Origin of the sequence: Parabacteroides sp. 20_3 (assembly GCF_964238835.1) — a bacterium.
Lineage (GTDB): Bacteria > Bacteroidota > Bacteroidia > Bacteroidales > Tannerellaceae > Parabacteroides > Parabacteroides distasonis.
This window is the reverse complement of sequence record NZ_CAXSNO010000005.1, coordinates 249,398-272,548: the sequence shown is the minus strand read 5'-3', so window position 1 is coordinate 272,548 and position 23,151 is coordinate 249,398. Positions and strand designations below refer to the sequence as shown.

22 protein-coding genes are annotated in these 23,151 nt (G+C 43.5%); 13 read left to right on the top strand and 9 right to left on the bottom strand.

What is annotated here, in order from left to right:
• Nucleotides 1-4 precede the first annotated feature (4 nt).
• Both ACESPU_RS12490 and ACESPU_RS12485 read right to left on the bottom strand, forming a co-directional pair.
• Complete coding sequence (locus ACESPU_RS12490) at nt 5-1,561, bottom strand: cytochrome ubiquinol oxidase subunit I (protein ID WP_195472630.1); 1,557 nt, start codon at nt 1,559-1,561, stop codon at nt 5-7.
• A 13-nt stretch (nt 1,562-1,574) separates the two neighbouring features.
• Complete coding sequence (locus ACESPU_RS12485) at nt 1,575-1,802, bottom strand: DUF4492 domain-containing protein (RefSeq protein WP_005861078.1); 228 nt, start codon at nt 1,800-1,802, stop codon at nt 1,575-1,577.
• Nucleotides 1,803-2,093: 291 nt separating this feature from the next.
• Between ACESPU_RS12485 and ACESPU_RS12480 the strand changes: the two genes are divergently transcribed.
• The 7 genes from ACESPU_RS12480 to ACESPU_RS12450 all read left to right on the top strand — a co-directional run bounded on the left by ACESPU_RS12480 (nt 2,094) and on the right by ACESPU_RS12450 (nt 8,288).
• The gene (locus ACESPU_RS12480; RefSeq protein WP_272025895.1) at nt 2,094-3,584 is read left to right on the top strand and encodes a Gfo/Idh/MocA family protein; all 1,491 of its coding nucleotides are present in this window, start codon (nt 2,094-2,096) and stop codon (nt 3,582-3,584) included.
• A 22-nt stretch (nt 3,585-3,606) separates the two neighbouring features.
• A complete protein-coding gene (locus ACESPU_RS12475) occupies nt 3,607-4,461 on the top strand; it encodes a DUF1080 domain-containing protein (RefSeq protein WP_005861081.1) in 855 nt (284 codons plus the stop codon).
• 117 nt (nt 4,462-4,578) lie between these two features.
• Nucleotides 4,579-5,085 (top strand): DoxX family membrane protein, encoded by a 507-nt coding sequence (locus tag ACESPU_RS12470; RefSeq protein WP_303391567.1) that lies wholly within the window; start codon nt 4,579-4,581, stop codon nt 5,083-5,085.
• 5 nt (nt 5,086-5,090) lie between these two features.
• Nucleotides 5,091-6,749 carry a Gfo/Idh/MocA family protein gene (locus tag ACESPU_RS12465; protein WP_373133398.1) on the top strand — a complete coding sequence of 553 codons (1,659 nt, stop codon included), beginning with the start codon at nt 5,091-5,093 and terminating at the stop codon, nt 6,747-6,749.
• A gap of 177 nt (nt 6,750-6,926) precedes the next feature.
• Nucleotides 6,927-7,334, top strand: a complete 408-nt coding sequence (locus ACESPU_RS12460; protein ID WP_008773927.1) for a DUF6249 domain-containing protein — start codon at nt 6,927-6,929, stop codon at nt 7,332-7,334.
• Nucleotides 7,335-7,344: 10 nt separating this feature from the next.
• Nucleotides 7,345-7,908, top strand: coding sequence for an RNA polymerase sigma factor (locus tag ACESPU_RS12455; protein ID WP_008773926.1), 564 nt, complete (start codon nt 7,345-7,347; stop codon nt 7,906-7,908).
• Between the two features lie 2 nt (nt 7,909-7,910).
• Entirely contained in the window at nt 7,911-8,288 is a 378-nt protein-coding gene (locus tag ACESPU_RS12450) for a hypothetical protein (RefSeq protein ID WP_226769929.1), read from the top strand.
• A gap of 46 nt (nt 8,289-8,334) precedes the next feature.
• Here the strand turns inward: ACESPU_RS12450 and ACESPU_RS12445 are convergent, their stop codons facing one another.
• The 7 genes from ACESPU_RS12445 to ACESPU_RS12415 form a co-directional block, all read right to left on the bottom strand.
• Nucleotides 8,335-9,420 (bottom strand): hypothetical protein, encoded by a 1,086-nt coding sequence (locus tag ACESPU_RS12445; RefSeq protein WP_005861094.1) that lies wholly within the window; start codon nt 9,418-9,420, stop codon nt 8,335-8,337.
• Between the two features lie 25 nt (nt 9,421-9,445).
• Nucleotides 9,446-9,982, bottom strand: coding sequence for a hypothetical protein (locus ACESPU_RS12440; protein ID WP_009018380.1), 537 nt, complete (start codon nt 9,980-9,982; stop codon nt 9,446-9,448).
• A gap of 2 nt (nt 9,983-9,984) precedes the next feature.
• Nucleotides 9,985-10,515, bottom strand: coding sequence for an RNA polymerase sigma factor (locus ACESPU_RS12435; protein ID WP_009018379.1), 531 nt, complete (start codon nt 10,513-10,515; stop codon nt 9,985-9,987).
• Between the two features lie 132 nt (nt 10,516-10,647).
• Nucleotides 10,648-11,409 carry a NigD-like protein gene (locus ACESPU_RS12430; RefSeq protein ID WP_048927916.1) on the bottom strand — a complete coding sequence of 254 codons (762 nt, stop codon included), beginning with the start codon at nt 11,407-11,409 and terminating at the stop codon, nt 10,648-10,650.
• A 94-nt stretch (nt 11,410-11,503) separates the two neighbouring features.
• Complete coding sequence (lpxB, locus tag ACESPU_RS12425; protein WP_158533116.1) at nt 11,504-12,637, bottom strand: lipid-A-disaccharide synthase; 1,134 nt, start codon at nt 12,635-12,637, stop codon at nt 11,504-11,506.
• Nucleotides 12,638-12,654: 17 nt separating this feature from the next.
• Nucleotides 12,655-13,422, bottom strand: coding sequence for a 5'/3'-nucleotidase SurE (gene surE, locus ACESPU_RS12420; RefSeq protein ID WP_011966925.1), 768 nt, complete (start codon nt 13,420-13,422; stop codon nt 12,655-12,657).
• A 125-nt stretch (nt 13,423-13,547) separates the two neighbouring features.
• Entirely contained in the window at nt 13,548-14,501 is a 954-nt protein-coding gene (locus ACESPU_RS12415; protein WP_373133397.1) for an Rpn family recombination-promoting nuclease/putative transposase, read from the bottom strand.
• A gap of 1,041 nt (nt 14,502-15,542) precedes the next feature.
• Between ACESPU_RS12415 and ACESPU_RS12410 the strand changes: the two genes are divergently transcribed.
• The 6 genes from ACESPU_RS12410 (at nt 15,543) to ACESPU_RS12385 (ending at nt 23,088) form a co-directional block, all read left to right on the top strand.
• Complete coding sequence (locus ACESPU_RS12410; RefSeq protein ID WP_121962110.1) at nt 15,543-18,965, top strand: DUF6383 domain-containing protein; 3,423 nt, start codon at nt 15,543-15,545, stop codon at nt 18,963-18,965.
• A 224-nt stretch (nt 18,966-19,189) separates the two neighbouring features.
• Complete coding sequence (locus ACESPU_RS12405) at nt 19,190-20,449, top strand: sialidase family protein (protein ID WP_195284023.1); 1,260 nt, start codon at nt 19,190-19,192, stop codon at nt 20,447-20,449.
• A gap of 11 nt (nt 20,450-20,460) precedes the next feature.
• Entirely contained in the window at nt 20,461-21,282 is an 822-nt protein-coding gene (locus ACESPU_RS12400) for a manno-octulosonate cytidylyltransferase (RefSeq protein WP_039848958.1), read from the top strand.
• Nucleotides 21,260-21,928, top strand: a complete 669-nt coding sequence (locus tag ACESPU_RS12395; protein WP_009018373.1) for an AAA family ATPase — start codon at nt 21,260-21,262, stop codon at nt 21,926-21,928. Before ACESPU_RS12400 ends, ACESPU_RS12395 begins: the two co-directional genes overlap by 23 nt.
• Nucleotides 21,904-22,599: a histidine phosphatase family protein gene (locus ACESPU_RS12390; RefSeq protein WP_373133396.1), complete on the top strand. Its 696-nt coding sequence runs from the start codon at nt 21,904-21,906 to the stop codon at nt 22,597-22,599. Before ACESPU_RS12395 ends, ACESPU_RS12390 begins: the two co-directional genes overlap by 25 nt.
• A gap of 6 nt (nt 22,600-22,605) precedes the next feature.
• A complete protein-coding gene (locus tag ACESPU_RS12385) occupies nt 22,606-23,088 on the top strand; it encodes a hypothetical protein (RefSeq protein WP_005861117.1) in 483 nt (160 codons plus the stop codon).
• The last annotated feature ends 63 nt before the right edge of the window (nt 23,089-23,151 follow it).

The window sequence follows — 23,151 nt, the reverse complement described above, 5'->3', positions numbered from 1 at the left end:
AAAATTAGTGGGCGGCAGCTTCCGGCCCTTTCTTGATGGCCTTAACCATGATTCCAATCTCTGCGATCAGCAGGATCGTAAATAAGATAAGGAACAGGTAGAAAGTGGTCTGTACCGAGGACGGGTTTAACTTGGATATCGAAGCGCTGGTCGGCAAGATATCCTGTATGGCCCAAGGCTGACGTCCTACCTCCGCTACGATCCAACCGGCTTGTCCCGCTATATATCCTAAAGGTATAGACCATAGGCCCACGTATTGCAACCAACGTGTATTAGCGATTTTCCCTTTTTTATCCCATATCAACGTAATAATGAATAGTAAGATGAAGAAACAACCAAGGATCACCATCACACGGAAAGAATAGAATGTCAATCCTACATGCGGGATTAACTCTGCCGGATCCTTAATATAACCATATCCGAAATAGGGGAAATTCTCTTCCAAAGTTACCCTGTATTGTCCGGCGGCTGCGGTATCTTTATCTTTGACCGCTTTACGATAATCAGCTAACGCTTTGATAGCGGCTTTACCTTTCTCAATTTTTTCTTTGGCGGAGAGCGCTACCGTTCCCTTATTGGTCGTATAGCCTCCCTCTATCAAGTTTACGATACCCGGAACGTATGCGTTCATGTCACGTTCTGCTAAGAAGGAGAGGAGTTTGGGGAACTTAATGTCAAAAATAAATGCGTTCTGGTTATCCAGATAACTCGTCTTTGCTGGATTTAAGATGCCGATACCTACGAGTCCTACTCCGTTGCCACCCTCATAAAGACCTTCCATGGCGGCTAGTTTCATCGGCTGCTTTTGAGCGACTTGGTAAGCGGAGCCATCACCCGTCCAGATAATAAGGATGGAGGCTACCAACCCGAATATAGCGCTGACCTTGATACTTGACAAAGCGAATTCGGTATTCCGTTTCTTTAATAAATACCAGCAGCTGATTCCTAGTACGAACAAGGCGCCTACGATCCAACCGGACAATACCGTATGGAAAAACTTATTAATGGCGACAGGCGATAAGGCTACGGCCCAGAAGTCGAACATCTCGTTACGGACCGTATCCGGATTGAAATGCATACCGACCGGATATTGCATCCATGCGTTAGCGATCAAGATCCAGAGAGCGGAAAGAGTAGCGCCGATAATCGTCAGCCAAGTGGAGGCGAGATGGAAGCGTTTGCTAACTTTGTCCCAACCAAAAAACATAACAGCGATAAAGGTGGCTTCCATAAAGAAGGCGAGAATTCCCTCGATAGCCAAAGGTGCCCCGAAGATATCCCCGACAAACCAACTATAGTTAGACCAGTTGGTTCCGAACTCGAACTCGAGGATCAATCCCGTAGCGACACCGATAGCGAAATTGATACCGAATAATTTCATCCAAAATTGGGCGGTCTTTTTCCATGCCTCATTACCTGTCCGATAATAAATCGTCTCCATAATAGCTTGGATAACGCCAAGTCCTAGTGTTAGTGGCACGAAGAGCCAATGATACATGGCCGTAAGGGCAAATTGGGCCCTCGACCAATCGATCAATGAAGTGTCAATGTTTTCAATCATATTTATTAATGTTTTAAGGATTTATTGCCCGTTGTATGAGTTCGTTCGATACGTGGTTCTCCTTCTCACTATCGCTATCGAATTGCCCGAGATAATTAGGAAAGAAGAATAATCTCAGGATAAAAAACATGATAAACAATTTGACTAGAATTATTAGCCAAAGAGTCTTGCCCAGCTTCATCTCCCGGAATCCTTCCAGATAAAAGCGATATATTCGTATGAATGCAGATTCTTTTTTCATATAGTTGTTCTCATTTAAGATAACAGTTGTTAATATGAATATGTTTTCATGTTTTTACAAATATATCCAAACCGCGTTAATAAAATACCCCCAATCCTATAGATAATATTTATGAAATTATAAATAAGATCTATCCTGTCTGTTAAAAAAAACTATTTTAAATAAGAAAGCGGTCTTTTGATCTTGTCAATAATACAGCATTGGCTATATTTGCGACAATTTGTTGCCTGTAAAGGTGTAAAGACACATGAAATATCATTGTTAAGTGCTAATCTATAAAAAATTATTACTATGTCAAACATTACTAGAAGATCTTTTCTTCAAAAAGGTACGGCTGCCGCAGCAGCTTTGACTATTGTTCCGAGTGCGGTCCTAGGTAAAACCCATGGTCATATCGCTCCAACTGATAAATTGAATATTGCCGGTGTAGGTATCGGAGGTATGGGTAACGCTAACTTAAAGAACATGGAGACTACCGAGAATATCGTAGCTCTTTGTGATATTGACTGGAAGTATGCGAAACCGGTATTCGACCGTCATCCTCAAGCTAAGAAATACTGGGATTATCGTAAGATGTATGATGAGATGGGTAAATCTATCGACGCTGTGTTGGTAGCTACCGCCGACCATACTCATGCCATGATCACAGCTGACGCTATGACGCTTGGCAAACACGTATACACTCAGAAACCGTTGACTCACTCTGTTTATGAGTCCCGTTTGCTTACGAACTTGGCTAAGAAGTATGACGTAGCTACTCAGATGGGTAACCAAGGTTCTTCATTGGCTGAAGGTGTAGATTTGATCTGCGAATGGATTTGGAATGGTGAGATCGGTGAGGTTACTAAAGTAGAATGCGCTACCAACCGTCCTATTTGGCCACAAGGTTTGAACGCTCCTGAGAAAGTTGATAAGATTCCTTCTACATTGAATTGGGATTTGTTTACGGGTCCTGCTAAATTGAGACCGTTTAATAAGACATATCATCCTTGGAACTGGCGCGGATGGTGGGATTATGGTACAGGTGCGTTGGGTGATATGGCTTGCCACATCTTGCATCCGGTATTCAAAGGCTTGAATTTAGGCTATCCGACAAGAGTACAAGGTTCTTCTACATTGTTATTACAAGACTGTGCTCCTAACGCTCAGCATGTTAAGTTGGTATTCCCGGCTCGTGATAATATGCCGAAGGTAGCTATGCCGGAGGTTGAGGTTCACTGGTATGATGGTGGTATGATGCCGGATCGTCCAGAAGGATTCCCTCAAGGTAAGGAGTTGATGGGTTCTGGTGGTGGATTGTGTATCTTCCACGGTACGAAAGATACTTTGATCTGCGGTTGCTACGGTGTTGAGCCTTGGTTGTTGTCAGGTCGTAAACCGAACGTTCCTCAAACATTGCGCCGTGTGAAAGATGCTATGAAGGGTGGTCACGAACAAGACTGGATCCGTGCTTGTAAGGAAAGCGCTGGTAGCCGTGTTCAGACGAAGTCTAACTTCTTGGAGGCTGGTCCGTTCAATGAAATGGTTGTAATGGGTGTATTGGCTGTTCGTTTGCAAAGATTGAATAAAGAATTGTTGTGGGATGGTCCTAACATGAGATTTACGAATATCGATCCGAATGATACGATCAAGATTATTCAGAAAGATACCTTCGAGGTTATCGATGGCGACCCGAAATTTAAGACGGTGTGGACGGATCCTATCAACGCTCAAGAATTTGCCGCAGGTTTGATCAAGCACAATTATCGTGACGGTTGGAAGCTGGTAGATATGCCGAGATAATAGTTTTAACTCAATAAATAAAATGAAAAAGTCAGTATTATTAGCAAGTGCTGCTATCATGATGTGTTATTTCACATCTTGTGGTGGTGGAAAGAAAACAGAAGAAGCTCCTGCAGCTGCTGAGACTACAACAGAAGCCGCAGCTCCTGAGTACAAGCTCATGACAGATCTTCCTACTGTAGATATCACGACTTTCCCGAAAGATAAAGAGGGTAGATATGTGATCTTCGATGGTAAGACATTCAATGGCTGGAGAGGTTATGACCGTGCTGACGTTCCGGGTGCTTGGACAATCGAGGACGGAGCGATCAAAATCAATGGCTCTGGTGCTGGTGAGGCTGGTGCTTCCAACGGTGGGGACTTGATCTTCGCTCATAAGTTGGGTAACTTCGAGCTTGAGTTCGAATGGAAAGTAGGTAAAGGCTCTAACTCTGGTGTATTCATCATGATTCAAGAGGTAGAGGGACAACCTTCTTATATCTCTGCTCCTGAGTATCAAGTATTGGATAACGAGAACCATCCGGACGCTAAGTTAGGTAAGGATGGCAACCGTAAATCTTCTTCTTTGTATGACATGATTCCTGCTAAACCGCAGAACGCAAAACCGTTCGGTGAGTGGAACAAGGGTAAGATCATGTGCTATAAGGGTACAGTTGTTCACTATTTGAATAGCGATGAACCTGTTGTTGAGTATCACTTGTGGACTCCGCAATGGAAAGAAATGTTGGATAACAGCAAATTTAGCAAAGACAAATGGCCGTTGGCTTATGAGTTGTTGTTGAATTGCGGTGGCGCTAACAAAGAAGGTTTCATCGGATTTCAAGACCACGGGGATGATGTTTGGTTCCGTAACATTACTGTTAAAGTTTTGGATTAATCGTATCAAGCACATTTTAGCATAAATAACGCCCGAGGCCTAAATCTATGATTTTAGCTTCGGGTGTTGTGTTTTTAATAATCGACTTTTTCTAAACCAATTTTTTAGGACCAAGAAATGAAAATAGAACAAGGTTACACGAAAGCGCAGATGACTTGGCTGATGATGCTGCGTCTTTTTATAGGTTGGCACTTTATGTATGAAGGCCTAGTAAAAATCATGAACCCAAAATGGACATCTCTACCCTATCTACTCGATTCAAAGGGTCCCGCTGCTTCATTTTTTATCAAATTGACTCAAGACGACAGTTTGATGACGACCATCAACTTCTTGAATGAGTGGGTTCTGTTATTGATCGGCCTAGGCTTGACTTTAGGCTGTTTGTATCGTTTATCTTCTGTTGGAGGTATGATTCTTCTCGCTATGTACACGTTATCCCACCCCTCTTTCGTGGGAGCAAGCTATATGATGCCGTTTGAAGGCTCTTATTTATGGATTGACAAGAACCTTGTGGAGTTCGCCGCTTTAGGTTTGATGTGCGTATTCCCTACATCACAAATCATAGGATTCGATCGTGTGTTAGGACGTGTGTGTCCGATATTGCATAAACTTAAATTTATTTGATACCCATGGCAACAGAAGATGCAAAGAATACTCCTTCTCAGGAGCAAATGCCCGATAAAGGACGTCGGGACACATTGAAGACATTGGCTACAGTGCCTATCTTAGGTGCTTTGGCATATGGCGTTTACCAAAAAAGGAAAGACGCTTTAAGAGGCCGTAACATATCAGATGTATTTCAGGTAAGTAACAGACAGGCCTCCTATTTGGAGCCGCAAGGCGATGGCAAGAAGATCCGTATCGGTTTGGTCGGCTTCGGTATTCGTGGAAAGCAATTGATGCGTGCCGCAGGTTTCGCTGAGCCTTCTTGGATCGATAAGATGAAAGAGGCTAATAAGCTGAATAAGAAGGATACGCGTTATCAGCAATATATGGAGCAAGATGATCTGAATATTGAGATAACTGCGGTTTGTGATATATTTGATGTATATGGTGAGGCCGCTGTATTGACCGGTTCCAATATCCATCGTGAGGGTAGCGACGGTAAGTTCGGGCCTGCTCCGAAACGTTACCGGACTTATCAAGAGTTGGTAACGGCTCCGGATGTGGATGCCGTTATTATCGCTGGTCCGGACCACTGGCATAGCACGATCGCTATGGCTGCGGCACGTGCCGGAAAGCATGTGTATTGCGAGAAACCGTTGTCATGGACGGTTCCTGAGACGTATATGGTTCGCCAAGTGATCAAAGAGACCGGCGTTGTATTTCAGTTAGGTCACCAAGGACGTCAGACCGATTGCTATCAGAAGGCTGAGGAGATTATCGGCAACGGATTGCTCGGCTCTGTCAACTTGATCGAGGTTTGTACGAACCGTAACTCTCCAAATGGTGCTTGGGTATATGATATTATCGAAGGCTCTAATCCTAATACGATTGATTGGAAGCAGTTCGAGGGTGATCCTGAGCGTATTAAGGAATATATGGATTATATGACATCCAACAAGCTTGAAAGATATATCGGTCCGGACGAGCGTAGCAAGTTCAGTCTGGAACGTTTCTTCCGCTGGCGTTGCTGGTGGGATTATAGTACAGGCCTTTCCGGTGACTTGTTGACACATGAGTATGACGCTGTCAACCAGATCATGCATGTGGGTATACCTCATTCCGCTACTTCATCCGGCGGTGTTTATTTCTTCAAGGACGGACGTACGGTACCTGATGTATTGCAGACTACTTTCGAGTGGCCGGATCGTGACTTGACGATGTTGTATAGCGCTACATTGGCAAGTAGCCGTAACCGTGGCAAGGTGTTCATGGGGCATGATGCTTCTATGGAGGTTTCCAATATCTTGGCTATTACGGTTGACCAAGATTCCACTCGTTATGCGGATAAGATCAAGGAAGGTATTATTCCTACAGATACTCCGTTCTATACCTATGTACCGGGACAAAATAGCTCGGATTCCGTTACATCTCCTACGGAGTTGTATTTCGCTAAACGTGGTTTGCTGTATACGTATGTAAATGGTAAACGTTATGATACGACTCACTTGCATATCCGTGAGTGGCTAGAATGTATCCGTCAAGGCAAGACTCCTAGCTGTAATATCGACGCTGCTTTCCAAGAAGCTATGACTGCCCACATGGGTACGCGTGCTTATCTGGAAGGACGTACGATGTACTGGGATAAGGACAAAGAAGAGATCGTAAGAGGTGAACTTGCGTAAGTATCTAAAAAGACGATAAATAACTTTCCCAAGAAGCGAACTTCATAAATGGATGGAGTTCGCTTCTTTTATTTGTGCATGTATAAAATTTCTTCTCTTTTTTGTAACCGATTTGTGATTACTCATGTCTTATTGATAAAAGCGAATAATTTATTAAACCTTTAAAGAATAAAAGATATGAACGAGTTGTGGATTCCTATTTTAGGTGTTATTTGTGCGGTAGGTATGCCGGTATTGTTAGGTATTATCGCTAGTTACATGACCATTAAAAGTAAGCATGAGGAAAAGATGGCGATGATCGAGAAAGGAATTGTGTTGGAAGAGGCTATGCGCCCCGAGAGAAGGCCTAATCGTTATAATACCCTGCGTAACGGTATTTTTATGATCGGTTTGTCATTGGGTGTGATTGTCGGTATGATGGTCGACTCTGCTTTCACTTACGATAGCGATTGGTTCTTTTTGTTAGTTCCGGCTATTACGATTATGTTCGGTGGAGTAGCTTTTATAATTTATTTCTTTCTTTCCCGTTCTTTAATGGAGAAGGAGAGATTGGAGGACGAGAAGAAAATGCGTCTGGAAGAATAAACGATACCGGATGGATGAGCGAAAGTGGATAGAACGTATTTTGGCAGGGGACACGCAAAGTTTCTCCTGCCTTGTCGCGAAGTATGAGAAGATGGCTTATACCATCGCTCTTCGTATCTTGGAAAATCGCGAGGAGGCAGAAGAGGCTGTACAGGATGCGTTCGTGAAGATGTATCGTGCTCTTTCCGATTTTCATTTCGATAGTAAGTTCTCAACATGGTTTTATAGGATCGTGTATCGTACGGCGTTGACAGCCTTGAGACAACAGCGTATGTTCGTGAGTTATGAGGAGGCGGGCCCTGTAGACCTTTCGAATGACGAAGTTGAATCGGCTACGGCTTTATTAGAGCGTGAGGACCGGAAAGAGATGATCGCACGTACGCTGAAAAAGCTTCCGGCTGATGAGGCCTTGTTGCTTACTCTTTATTATTTGGAGGAATGCTCGGTGGAAGAGATCTGTCAGATCACTGAATTGAGCGCTTCTAATGTGAAAGTAAAACTATTCCGTGGGCGGAAACGGTTTTATGAAGTGTTGCAAGATAAAATGAAATTAGAGACAGCTGATTTGTTATGAATATGAATGAGAAAGATATTGATCATTTGACACGTAAGTTGATGCGAGGGACGGCGGAACAACCTTCGGCCTCATTAAACTCCCGTATTATGGCATTGATTATACAAGAGAAGAAGCGGGTATATAAGTACTATATCAAGAAACGATTTACACCTGTAGGCATTTTTAGCATATTTGTCGCTTATATGCTTGTGTTAGTAGGCATCTTGTATTTGGTTAAGCTTTCTCCGGGCGGGGCGGAAACGGTTTTAGGCTCTTTGCGAGCCTATTTCCCGATTGTTTTAACGATTGCTTCCGGGATCTCTTGTTTCTTCCTGTTTACACAACTCGATAACTGGTTGAAGAGAGAAGAGATACGCCGGCAAAACACCTCAAAATAAAAATATCCGGTTGTAGAGACGAGGCACGCCCCGTCTCTACAACTGATTAATTGGCCTTGACTTTTAGATTTCCATATCGATTTCCCTCGAAGTGAATCGTCGGTTGCTTTCCACCATTAATCTCATAGGTGTAATTCTTGTCACGATCCTCATCGTCAAAATGCTTGCGGGTGATATTGAAACCGTTCACGTCGCAGCTTGAATACTTCATGTTCTCCGCTACTATCCGGAAAGAAGTTTTTGCGGGAAGCGCTACCTCTAAATTCCCATAATGAGATTCTACGTTCACCTTCGAGAAAGAGGGAGACAAGTTTCGTATCTTTAAGTTACTATAGCTAAGGCTACTTACATTCAAGGCATCTTTAAGGGTCCCGATTTTAGCGTCGCTGTACTTAATCTCCATGTCTAGTCTGCTTACGCTTTCAATGGTGAGATTACCATATTTAATCTCCATGCGTAAAGATTGTATATCCTGTATATCCAGATTGGAATATTTGCTGTCTATCGTTAAATCTTTAGCGTTGCGAATCTTGGCGGTTCCTACGTAGCCCAGATCCAGTTGGGCGTCCTGCAGATTTCCTACCTCGATGTTACCATATTTGGCCTCTATCATTGCGTTGGCTGTGAAATTACCCGCATTCAGGTTGCCGTATTTTACATGGATATCCATGTTGCCGTTATTATCGCTTGGCAAGTTGATATTTCCGTATTTCTGGTTCAAGTCTGCGGCGAGCTTAGGAGGCATCTGGATATAATAATTGATCGTCATGGACTCATTATTCGAATTGCTATTCATCTCCTTCTTTATCGTAGTGACCGCTGAGACAATACCACCTATCTTCTTGGTCTCGATTTGGATACGGTCCAAGTTCTCTTGAGCACGTTCCTCGCTGCGAGCCTTACATTCTACCTCAACCCGTATAGCTACCGTATTCTGATTCCAGTGGGTAACGGTGATGTTTCCATAACGGTTTTCTACTTGGAGACGATCACCGGCGCTTACGCTGTAGGATTGGGATATCTCTTTTTTCTTGATCTTCTCTTGTGGCCTAGCTATTGCCGATAGATTGCATAGCAGCAATACGAAAGTCAGCAATACGGCGGGACTCAATTTTACGTGTGTCGTGTTCATGATTGATATGTATTAATTGTTATTACTATTTCTGGTTATCCGTGACTTGTTCCATTTGCTTAAGCATCAGCGTGAGGCCCTCCAAGCTATTGCTGTAATGCTGGGTCATGGCGAAGAGACCGTCGTTGGAACAAGGCAAGGTAGGGAGTATCGTTTCCTCGAACATATAATTATCCGTGAGGATCCGTTTGCTCTCTTGCAATAACTCTTCCGCTCCCGGTGTCCGGTCCTGTTTATACAACTTCTTCATCTGCGTCAATACGTCGTTCATTTGCATATTGTAATATAGACGTAGTTCCTCGATCTCTTCTTGGGCCTCGCAGGTCTGGGCCGTGGTCTTTTGCGCGGGTTCCGGCAGACCGGTCCCTCCCGGCAAGCGGAATAAGAGCAACAAAGCGATAGAGGCAGCTATGACAAAGGCCGATAGGCTGTATAGGGCCGCACGGTTTTTCCGTGGCTTCGGCAGTTTTTGCTCGAAACGTTCGAAGTGACCTTCGGGAAGCATCTCATCTTCCTCGAATGCGTCACGGTTTGCGTCTATGAAATTCTTTAGTTTATCCATGTTTAATTGGCTGCTATAATGTCTAACAATTTCCGCTTGGCACGTAGGTACTGGCTACGGACGCTTGGCGGTTGGATTTTCAGGATAGAGGCGATCTCTTCCATGTCATATCCCTCAAAGAGGTAAAGCGAGAGGATTATGCGGTAGCCTGCCGGCAACTTCTTGGTAGCTTCCTTTATCTGTGCCACGGAGTATTGGATATCTTCCTCGTCCGGCCCTTCCTCGTCCGGTTCGGCCAAATTGTCGGAAAGCTCCTCTTGGTCCGGTGCTTGGCGACGTACATAATCGATGGCCGTATGGATGGCGATACGATGCATCCATGCCTCAAAGCATTGCCCGTCATGATATTGGTCCAAGCGTGTGAAGATCTTGAGGAACGAGTCCTGCATGGCTTCTTCCGCCTCGGATGAGTTGCCTACGATACGCAAGCAGGCTATATACAATCGCTGTGCGTATTGTTTGTACAACTTCAGTTGCGAGCTCCGGTCTCCCCGGCGGCAACCCTCGATCAGATGTTCGGTTACTTTGTCCATTTGTTTATATAAACGAGAGTGATGCCTTGACCGTTGCATCTTGTAGCGTAAAAATACAAAAAAAAGAAAGGCATCATCTCGACGCCTCTCCTCCTGAACTAAATGATAAAAATAAAAGTTATGTGGGAAGGTTTATTTCATGTCTGTTATATTGGAGATACTATCGTTCGTATAGCCTTGCGAAGTACCTTCCATTTTTGTCTTATCCGAATTATATTTCAATTTATAAGCCTGTTTCCCGTCGGAAGTCCAATAGTTTACGACAAGATCGACCGTCTCTCCTTTGGTATCCGGCAAGGAAGACAAGTTGAACGCCACACGTCCGGCCCCGATCGTATATTGGGGATCATCGTAAGCGTTATGCCTAAACTCCAGCGTATAAGGATCATTCTCGGCATCCGGTTGGATCAGGTTGATAAAGTGGGCGGTCTTGCCTCCCCAGAGTGTCTCGAAATAGATATTCAAATATCCGTCTCCGATCCACATATTATTCTCATAAATACTTACCGGGTCCGTACCATAGATAGAATCATTAGCCGCTCCCTCGTTCTTAGCGATGGATTTCGTAAGGATGTTATGGATCGCGTTAACCTTGACATAATGGGAGAAACCTCCTAGATTACTTTGGGTGGAATCCGCCAATATCGTGAAGTTCACCAAGGCACGTTGGTTAGGCTTCGGCTGATAGTTCGGATAGTTCGTGGCGGCGGGCCATAGCTTATCTCCGTCGTCCAGCCGTAAGTAATATACGTTATTACCTTCCGGTACTACGGTAGCGACCGCTATCCAGATATCACCTAAAGAATAGGAGTCATCGTCATCTAAGCAAGAGGGTAGGGTGAGGGATACTAAAGCGATCCCGATAACCAATAAAAAAGCTCTCAACGTCTTCATTCCTTTTGTTTCTTAAAAAGTTCACATTTCATCGTTCTATGAGGAAAGATGTAAGTTCGGGGTGAAATGCTGCAAAAGACGTTAATAAAAGATGTTAAGAACCAAGGGATTCAACGATTAGCCGTGCCGTACGCTTTGAAGCCCCGGGCATTCCTAGCGTATGGATAATCTCGTCGTATCCGTCTAGCATTCGTTTTCGATAGGCTGGATCTTGTAGGATACGTCCTAGCTCGTCTTGTATTTGCGATTCGGAGAAGCGGGCTCCGAATAGTTCTTGTACGATCTCCCGTCCCCCGATCAGGTTCACGAGGGATATGTATTTCGTATGGAAGAAATGCTTGAAAATAAAGCTGGCCAACTGTCCGGCCACGACATAGTAGCAAACGACTTGCGGAACCCGGAACAGGGCGGTTTCCAAGGTTGCCGTGCCGGAGGTTACCAAGGCGGCGGCGCTATGTTGTAGCAAGGGATAGGTTTTACCGAACACGATCTTGGCGGGATAAGAGCCTATGTATTCTTGATAGTAGGCGGGATCGATGCCCGGCGCTCCGGCTATTACCGGCTGGTAGTCGGGATATGCGGAGGCTACTTTCAGCATGGTCGGTAAATTATCCTTGATCTCTTGTTTGCGGCTACCGGATAGCAAGGCGAGGATAGGCTTGTCGGCCAATCCTTCCTCTTTGATAAATGCATCTTTGGGAATCGCTTGATGCTCCTTGTAATAGGCGACGGAGTCTACAGAAGGATTTCCTACGTAATCTACCGAATAATTAAGCTTCCGGAAAAACTCGGTCTCAAACGGCAGGATGCAGAACATACGATCTACATAACGCCGGAAGTCCTTGATGCGGTATTGCTTCCAGGCCCATATCTTGGGGGATATGTAGTAATATACCGGGAGTCCCAACTGGGTTTTCACGTATTTGGCGATCTTCAGGTTGAATCCCGGATAGTCAATTAAAATGACGACATCTGGCTGATAGCGGCGGATATCCTCTTGGCACATCCTCATGTTATTTAAGATGGTGCGCAAGTTCAGCAATACCGGGATAAAGCCCATGAACGCCATCTCCCGATAATGTTTGACAAGAGTTCCTCCGACGGCTCTCATCAGATCGCCGCCCAGAAAGCGGAACTCGGCCTTCGGATCATTCTCTTTCAAGGCTGCCATCAAATTCGAGGCGTGCAGGTCTCCGGAGGCTTCTCCGGCTATCAGGTAATACTTCATGAATTGAGAATTGAAAATTAAAGGATCCAGTTGTTTAGGGTGGCCATGAAGTCGTAGTCCGTAACGTCGATCTTGCAGGGGACTAGGGAGGCGTATCCGCTGTCCAGCGCAAGCATATCATTGTCCGGGTGGATGGGTTTGGCGCTTTCGAAAGCTCCTGTCAACCAGAATACGGGCTCTCCGCTGGCGTTCTCGGAACGCTTGAATTCACGTACCCAACGACCGTCAGCTTGGCGACAAACTTTCAACCCTTTCACTTGCGGCAGCTTCGGCACGTTGAGGTTTAAGTAGGTTCCGTGCGGTAAGCCTTCTTTTAATACCCGGCGTGCCAGCATACGTCCAAGACGGCAGCATTCGGAGAAGTCGGCATCGGCCGCATGGTCCAGTAAGGATACACCCATGGAAGGGACGTTGAAAATACAGCCCTCGGCGGCGGCACCCATCGTTCCGGAATAATTTACGCAGATAGCCATATTCCCCCCGTGGTTGATACCGGAGACTAACAGATCGGGCTTGCGCTCCAAAACCTCATTAATCGCTAATTTAACGCAATCAACCGGTGTCCCGGTGCAACTATAGATGGTAAGTCCTTCCTCCTTTTTCAACAAGGTATACTTGATAGGAACTAAAGATGTAATGGCACTACCCATCCCGGAACGAGGTCCATCGGGAGCGAATACCACCAAATCGCCTAGATCTTTCAGGCACTCAATCAATTCGTTAATACCTTTGGCCCATACGCCATCATCATTCGTGATCAGAATCAACGGTCTCTCGTTTGTCATATCGTTTTATCCTTATAGTTGTCGTACAAAGGTAACAATAATTTGCGAACAATGGTTGGGGTGTGAGGGATGGGAGTTGTCCTTTCGCCTAATCAGTTGTTGATCAGGCGAAAGGTCTCAGATTATTATAGTTTCTCTATTTCTTCTATGGAGAGGCCGGTGGCAAAGGCGATTTGCTCTATACTAACTCCTAATTTCTTAAGATTAAGTGCTATGGAGTGTTTCTCTTCCTGTCGTCCTTCTGCTTTTCCTTCTGCTTTTCCTTTTTGCAAACCTTTCTGTAGCCCTTCCTCCAATCCTTTTTGCAATCCTTTTTCCATGCCTTCTTCCATCCCTTTTTTCATGCCTTTCTCGACGGCGAAGTCCAAGGTGTTGTAATAATCATTATACATCTTCCACTCCGCCTCGTACTGCGCCCGTTGTTTGGGGGTGAGGTTCGCCATGGATCCGATGCGTTCCAACCGCTCGAATATGGCCTTGCGTGCCTTGAATGGCATTCTGTCTAATGTGTCCATATGCTTTAGTACATAAATCCAACGTTCAAAATCGGTCTCGCATTCTTCCTCCTCTTTGTTGAATCGGGGAAGCTCAATATAGATCTGGCGGAACTTGGGGTTGAATACCTGTCCGTTCTCCCGGTCCGCCAATATGATGTCCCTTCGGAACTTTCCTTCGTTCCTGTTATTGTTTGGCCTGTTCTCCTCGTCTAGCGTGAAGTTCAAGAAAAAAACACCGTACACGGCCGCCAGCTCATAGTCCCATGTTCCCTTTATCCCCTGTTCCACCACCGAGTGCGAGAGGTAATACAAGGCCCTGTCCTTGAAGTGGGGCTGTTCCCTGTTCTGCATCTCGATTATGATCCGTTCGCCCTTGTCGGTCTCGCAATGAATGTCAAAGATGACTTTCCTTCCTTGCTCTGTCTCGGGCAATCGCTCATTGTTCATGATTCTCAAGTCCATGATCGTATGCTCCCCTTCGAGGAGGTCGTTCAGGAACTCGATTAGTATGTCCTTGTCCATTTCCCTACCGAATATGTGCTTGAAGCCGAAATCGGTGAAGGGATTGATAAATTTTCCCATAGTGTTTATAGGTTTCAGTGATTAATAATGAATAATAGTATAATGAGACGGGACACCCTGTCTTCCGGTTGTAAAGATACTACTTTTTTAATAGGATAGGCATCGTTTTAGCTTTTAAGAAAACACGTACGAGTTTTTTCGGAAACACGTACATGTTTTTCGAAAAACTCGTACGTGTTTTTTGAGAGGCATAATGTAACTACTTCAAATACCGGATCAGCCGATAAATCGTGGGGATAATTTTCCTGAATGTATATTCCACCAAGGGATAGTATGGCCAGACACTACACGATCTGATCATTTCACATCCGTGAAGAGATCTTTTCACCTACGTGATACAATCGTTTCGCATAGGTGAAAAGATTGTATCACAACCGTGAAACGATTTCATGGGCAGATAGAGCAAGCTACTGCCGATAATGTTTGTATTCAATAGAAAGGCTCAACGGTAACAACTCTTCGTAGGCATCTCTGCGCTCCCTTTCACATCCTTCACAACATATCACTGACATAAAGCAAGTTGGCTGACGTGAAACGTGCGATAAACAAATTAAAGTGTAGATAAAAGTATATTGCGAGATTATCCCCACGATTTATCGGGGGAGCCTGAAAAAGTCGATTCTCCGGGAGTTAAGAATACAAGATGTCAAAGTGTTATATTTTGATATAGATATAAATGTACGTGTGTACATTAGTATAGGAGAGTAAAGTTTATATGATTAATAAATATTTTTCTAGTATAGAAACGACTAGTTTAAACGATCGATTCTTTTAGTCATTTGCAAAGGTACGCGTTTCTTCGATACTTGCAACCCTTCCAGACGATTTTTTTATCGCTTATTCTCTTTCTTATCAATAGGATAGGTTATTCTTCACGAAACAAGCGATTCCTTCAACGAACCTCCCGTTTCAACGCTCAAAAAACGCAAGATTTAGACGATCGTTTAGACTAGTCGTTTTTAATGGCAAACGACGATTTTCAATTAGTCTAACAGGTTGATTATCTTAATAAACACTAGTATTAATATTAATTTATTTATTATGAACAAAAAGTTTTCTACTCTTTTGGCGGGTGCTGCGCTTTTAAGTGCTGTGTCTGTTAATGCGCAAAAGTTGACAGCAGTAGAAGAGGGTGAGGCAATCCAGATTGGTTCGGCTGCTCCTCTTAAAGACTACAACGACAAAACGAAGGGTGGCCTTTATCAGTTAAAGACTAATGATGGCTATTACTTGCTTATGGAAGAGGATAACAATGGTAACTATGTTTTGAAAGCAAGACAAGCATCAGATGCGGCTTTTAAAACGAAAAATTCATTGTGGTGCGTCTCTACTCAAGCACATAGTCAAGGGCAAAACGTGAAATTTGACTTCACGAACAAAGCTACAGGGCTTATGCTGGATATCGCCATGAATGGTGAGGACAAAAGTGCGAATGCGGAATCTATAACTCCTGCGGACAAACATTGGTGGGAACCGACTTTAGGTGGTGAGATTTCCGGTTGGGCATTCTCTTCTGTTTTAACCGGATTAGAGTCTAATGTCCCTCTGTATTCACATTTTAGCACAGACTCTGTTATTGGTTTGAGAAATGAATTAGGAGTAATTAAAGTTGGTAAGTATGCTGTTAAAAATATAAAGGCAGACACTGATAATTTGACTGGCTTTACGTTGTATAAGGCAGCTGATGTTGTTTTGAGTGCTAATGAATTGAATACGATCTTTGATTTGCAGGATGCAGATGCTGGTGTCAAATTAAACTTTAGCCCGGATATTAAAGGAACTAGTTTGAAAAATCCATTCAACGAACAGAAGTTTATTGCTAAACCCACTGGGGATAATGTTGTAATGGAGATGGTCGGAGGTGTAAAAACACCTGTAACAAAAAATTATGAGTGGTTATATGTAACTCGTCAGAATGATGATGATAAAGATATTTATCTGAAAGTCGATACCGCTTATACGAATGAGACTGGTGCTAAATTCTTAGCTTACGGTTGGACTGGTCCAAGTGATACCCAAACTGCTATTCAACGTTTAGGTGCTATGGAAGACCAACATAAATTCTTGTTCGTTTATTCACCAAGTAGCGATGAGTTGAAGATCTATGTGAAGCAAATTACATGGAGAGGTGATGAGCAGACTAACATTAAGTACTGGAAAGAAATCTATACAACTACTGATAATCACAGAAGTAACTGGCGTGTGTCTTTGCAAGACTTGATCAAGGACGAGACTCGTATCTTAACAGCTGATTACTCTAAGCAAAATACTACTATTAAATTAGGTTATGGCGGTTGTGATGCTGAGCAGACAAAGACTTCTATTAAGGATGGCGTTTATTATATCAAGAATAAAAAGGGAGAATACTTGGCTTCTCCGATCTATGAAAATGGCGTAATTCGTTGGACTACAGTAAACGCAGATGAGCAAAATGTGGCTCATATGCCTGCTTATCAATGGGTGATTTTAAAGAATAACGTAAAAGATTTGAATAATGTATCTGCTGTAACAGCGAAGAACCGTGAATTTGACGATGCGGAAGCAATCTTTAATTTACATCAAGATGCGGATAAGGATTCTTATTACACGAAGAATGATGTGTTTGTGTCACATGATGGTGCGACTACAACTACGACTATCTTAAAGAACTCGGACTTATTCTTTGTTGAGGTTCCGGCTGAGGCTGTATCAGACTCATTGTTGGGTTATAAGAACTTGACAAATGATGAGTTGAAGGTAAATAAGTATACATTTAATTACTGGCATCCATATGCTACAGATAAGTTCATCGCTAAGTCTGATAAGGACTCTACTTTGACAGTTAAAGATGGTGTTTCCGCATTCACGCTAGATACAGCTAGTCGAAGTGCTAATAAATCGGTTTACGCTGTTGACAAGTTTGGCTTTGAGGTTAAGAAAGAACATCAAGACCGTATTAAAGGCTTGAAACAACTTTATAGAACAGCCTATGTAGTGAGACTAAATGGTATTGGCTTAGCTATTAATAAAGAGGATAAGTTCAATGTGCCTACTCATAACGATTATCGAATTACAGATCAAAATAGTGAGGTTACTCCGTTCTACTTTAAGGAAAATAATGAAATCAAGGAAACTGGTAAATGTTATTATGCGATTTTGTCAACAGATAAAGATAATACAAATACAAATGACGTACATTATTCAATCTTAGATAAGAATAAAGCCGGTGTATCTGACTATGATGGAAACGCAACATTGAAATCGCAGCTTTTAGCAGAATCTAGAACATCCGCTTTTGCTATCGCTCCGGATGAGACTCCGCTGTACCGTCGTTTCAACTCTCTTGAGCTTGAAGGTAACGAAGGTGACAAGGCTGATACATTACGTTTCATCGAGAAATATCGTAAAGAGTACTTGCAAGTTGAGAACAACAAGAATTTCATGAATGGTGATATCGATTTCTTAGGTATCTACACTCCGGATAAGACGGAAGATGGCTTGTCATTCATCGTTGATACGGCATGGGTAAATCGTGGCGCTGGTAATATCAAACCTCAGTATTTGATCTCAATCGATCGTAACGACTTCGAGGGTACACCGGGTGTTCCTTGTACATATACTCACAATCACTTCGACAACGAGGGTAATAAGGTAGAGGCTGATAAGTGCTCTCACGCAACTCCTGCTATCCCCGGTTTCGAGAGAGGTAAGTATTTGATCAATTTCCATGATTTCGCTTTGAAACATGATAAGGCTAATACTTCCGATGCGAAGAAAGACGCCGCTTATATGTGGAAGAAATATGATCGTGCCGGTTTCGTGGAGGCTGTCCGTGTTGCTGATACATTGTTCATCTTGAGAGACGAATTCAAGAACTTGAAGAATGAGGAGATCACGATTGAGGCTTTAAATAAGGCTGAGGAAGCAGCTTGGGCTGCCGCTAAGAAAGCTGGTGTAAGCAAGGATAACTTTGTATCTTACAAATATGTCTTGTCTGGTGACAACCACAAGTATGTGACTTGGTCAATGCGTTTTGTTGACAGAAATGCTGCCGCTAATGAGGTTGAGGCTGATAGATCATTCTTGTTCGAATCTATGAAGGCTGACGCTCTTGATATTGCTCCTACACAAGCAGCTTGGTTGAAGATGCAGAATGGTTGTTTGGTATTGTCTGCTGATGATTCTAAGTTTAACGAACAAGCTACCGGTGGTGATGACGCTTTAATCTTCAACGTAGAGCAAGGTGACGATATCGCTACAGACAACGAGACAATCGAAGCTGTGGAAGGTGTTTCCATCACAACTGATAACGGTACTGTAACTATCCTAGGCGCCGTTGGTAAGTCAGTAGTTATCTCTAACATCTTAGGTAAGGTAGTCGCTGAGACAGTTCTTACATCTGATAACGCAACAATTGCCGTACCTGCCGGTATCGTAGCTGTAGCTGTTGATGGTGAGGAAGCTGTTAAAGTGGTTGTTAAATAATTAAACAAATAGATAGGTCAAGAGATGGGGGAATCCCCCATCTCTTCCTTTAAGAAGATATTTATAATTCTGAAATTCCCGTGTGGAGATAGATTCTTCAAGTACACCGCGATGGTAGAACATGCGGGAGTATTAATACTAAAGTAATAAATTAAAAGCTCAGGTCACGAGAACTTCTGTGAAGAAATGTCGTGACCTTTTTTTGTACTCTTAAATCTCTTGCTATGATTATATCTACTCAAGAAACATTGATCTATAAATCAATTAGTCCGGAAGACATTTATTGTTATACTCCCGGAATCACCGTGACTTCGACGGGACGCTTGGTCGTGACTTTCGACTTGGGCGGCAAGGGGGTAAAAGAAATCTATGCTTCTTCGCAGCTGTACACGGAAAGGACAAGACGGTTAGGTATCGGTAAGATTTTTGTATCGGACGACCAAGGCGCTAGTTGGTGTTTTATCTCGGATTTTAATTTTTGGCATGCCCGCCCTTTTTGTATAGGGGAAAAGATATATATCATAGGAAACGCGGGCGATTTATGTATTATATGCTCGGAAGATGATGGGAATACGTGGAGCGTTCCCTCGTTTCTCTCCCAAGGTGAGAAATGGCATTCTTCTGCCTGTAATGTTCTTTTCGCTAACGAGCGGGTTTACTTGGCGATGGAACAGCGTTTTTATAACTCGGAGATAGAAGGCTGGAATGTGGCGGGTTTGAGCCCTACCTTGCTATCTTGCTCTATTCACGATGATTTACTGGATGCGTCTTCTTGGCGACGTTCCGATCCTTTTGTTTTCAGGGATAAGGTACATTTCCCGGAAGGGGTTGGCATTCCTTTTTACGAGTCATTGACCAATAAGCCGCTGGAATTGGCTCCCGGTCGTTTTAATGCGCCCACTGGATGGCTGGAGGCTCAAGTGGTTCAAATAAAGGATAAACATCATATTTGGTATGATCCGGAGGGGAAAACGTTCCATATGTTTCTTCGTGCGCATACCGGAGGGATTGGATACGCTTGTTTATTAAAAGTGAGGGAAGATGAGAACGCCCAGATGGTAACCGGTTTTCAAGAGGCTCCTTCCGGACAGATCTTGCTTTTCTTGCCCTTTCCCGGTGGCCATTTGAAATTTTTTATAGTGTATGATGAGATATCCCGGCTGTATTGGATGGCATCCAATCAATCCTTCGATGCTATGCGGACGATAAGTTCATTACCTGAGACTTCCCGGTATGGACTCCCGAATAATGAGAGGCATCGTTTACAATTGTTATTCTCAAAGAATTGTGTGGACTGGTGTATGGCTGGGATGATCGCTTGCCAAGAGAATGAATTGTATTCAAGAAATTATCCTTCGTTATGTATCGTAGGTGAGGATATGCACGTGGTTTGCCGTGCGGCGGATGATCATACAAAGGACCCTCAATACTCTGATTGTATTACATATTATAAAATTAAACGGTTTAGAATGTTAATCTATTAAATGAAGTGATTATGGAAAAAGTACTGATTGTAATACCGGCTCGATATGGTTCAAGCGGGTTGCCGGGTAAGCCTTTGGTTAAGATTAAAGGTATAGAGATGATAAAACGGGTCTCGGATATAGCGGATTTTGTATGTCGCAAAAATGAGTCTTGTTCTTATTTGGTAGCTACGGATGATGAGCGCATCGTCTCGTTTTGCGAATCCCGGGAGATTCCGGTGATGATGACTTCCACGAATTGTAAAAGTGGTACGGAACGTTGCTATGAGGCGGTAAGGAAACAGGACACCAATCCCGGACTGATAATAAATCTGCAAGGCGATAATCCCACGTGTCCTCCTTGGATCTTGCAAGATCTGATCGATACATGGAGAAAGGAGAAGGCGGATGTCCTTACCGCCTCGGTCTTGTTGGGATGGAGCGAATACGATCAATTACTGGCGATGAAAAAGGAAACCCCTTATTCCGGCACGACGGTATTGGTGGATCGGCTGGGATATGCCTTAGCTTTTTCGAAACAAACCATACCCGCTATCCGTAAGGAGGATCAGGCTAGGGATCTTTTGCCTAAAAGCCCTGTCAGGCGGCATGTGGGTTTATATGCGTATAGCGGTCGAGCCCTCGAGTCTTATTTCTCATTACCTCCGTCTGTGTATGAACGCTCTTATATAGAAGGATTGGAACAGATGCGCTTCTTAGAGAATGGCATCAAAATGAGGGTCGTAGACGTCGATTATCGGGGACGTGAGACAACAAGCGGGGTTGATTCCCCGGAAGATGTCAAACGGGTTGAGGAAATACTTGAGAAGTATGGAGAGTTCGATCTTTCGTGACTTAGATGGAATCGTAGATTCTATTTTATCTCCCTACCATACTTTGGAGGAGGTTCTACCTTCTGGCTGTGATGCTGGTCCGGTATGGATGGATTTTGACTGTTGGGTAGACAGCCAAAAGGTGGATATGCGGACATCGGAATCACCCTTACTCTTGAATATATGTGGTATACCCGCATCCGGTAAATCGTATTGGGCGGAGGAATGGCTATCAGAGAATGGACCTTGTTTGCATATCGCTTTCGACGCTATTATGGAGGCATTATCCGGGTATCAAGCGGATTGCTCGCTAGATAGGGAGAAAGCGTTCTTACGTTGGGAACTTCCTGCTCGTTTTTTAGGTTACCGTCTTCTTTTGTTGGGATTGAGGAATGGGTGGCCTATTTTATTTGAACATAGTAATGCGTTGAGAGAACATGTGGATTTGTATAAGAAGATAAAGAGTCTTGGATATCGGATTCATATGGTGTGCATCGATGCGACACCAGAAATGGTTATCAAAAGATTGGCTCGGAGGAATCGTTTTTTCCCGGAGGAGCAAGTGAAAAAACGTTGGGATTGCTTGATAGATTTGTTACCTGAATATCAAAAAATAGTAGATGACTTTAAATTAATACAACCATGGAAAAATGTAGAAAACTTGTGATCGTACGGCATGGTAATACGTTTCGTGCGGGAGAGACTCCGACTCGGGTTGGAGCTAGAACTGATTTGCCTCTGGTAGAGGAGGAACGAGCTAGATCTGCGGGACGTTATTTACGTGAGAAGGGGATTGTGATCGACAAGGTGATTTCGGCCCCCTTAAAACGCACATTGGAGACCGCTAATTATATCTTGGAGGAAATGAATGTGGATTTGCCTATCATTCAAGACTTACGTCTTAAAGAGATTGATTATGGGCCGGATGAGAATATGGTAGAAGATCATGTAATAAAACGTTTGGGATCTCTCTATTTAGAAAAGGAGGGAATGGGCCGGAAAGACCTAACGGAAGATCGGATCGTGGAGAGGGGACTTTCCGTGATCGCCCAATGGAATGAGAAGGCCGTGGTACCGTTAGGATGGAACGTAGATGTAGAGAAACTGATAAGCGGTTGGCAGGATTTGGCGGCTAGTATCCCTGATGGTGAGACTTGGTTACTAGTCTCTTCCAATGGAGTGATGCGTTTCTCCCCCTATATTCTGGGGAATTATGAGGATTTCTGTGCGACTCATGATATTAAGGTTCCGACAGGTGGGGTTTGTATATTCGATTGTGTGGGTGATCATTGGAGGTGTACGGATTGGGGAATAAAGGCTTATAAACTTTTTAAATGATAAATCATGGAAGATATATGGAATATAACAGCTTTGGTAGTTAGTGTATTAAGTGTGCTTTTGTCTCTTTATGCTTTAAGACAGGCTACCACTAAAAATACCTCGGATATGTATCTGTTCTTTATCTCGCAATATGCGAAGGAGGACATGAAATTGGCTTTACGTAAATTGAAAGATATAAAGCGGGGGGTATATCGGTTGGAACAATGGGAGAGTGATATGAAAAATAATTTGCCGAAAGCCTTTGAGTATGACGAGGCGAGACGTTTGGTGAAATATTTTTATGATACTTTAGCCTATATGAAGTTGGAGAAACTAATAGAGGCTCGTTTTGTAAGATTGATTTGCTTGAAGAAAGGGGCATGGCTTTATCTGGACACAGTCGAAGCCATGGAAAAATTTTTTGACAGTGGCTATGATAAAAAGCCATATGCGGTTATTCGGGATGTATGCGAAAATTTACGAAAGGAAGGGTGTTGTCCTCCTTAGTTCATTATTTTCGGCTTTTGGTGATTTAATAAAGCCTTGATCGAAGAAACGATCGGGGCTTTT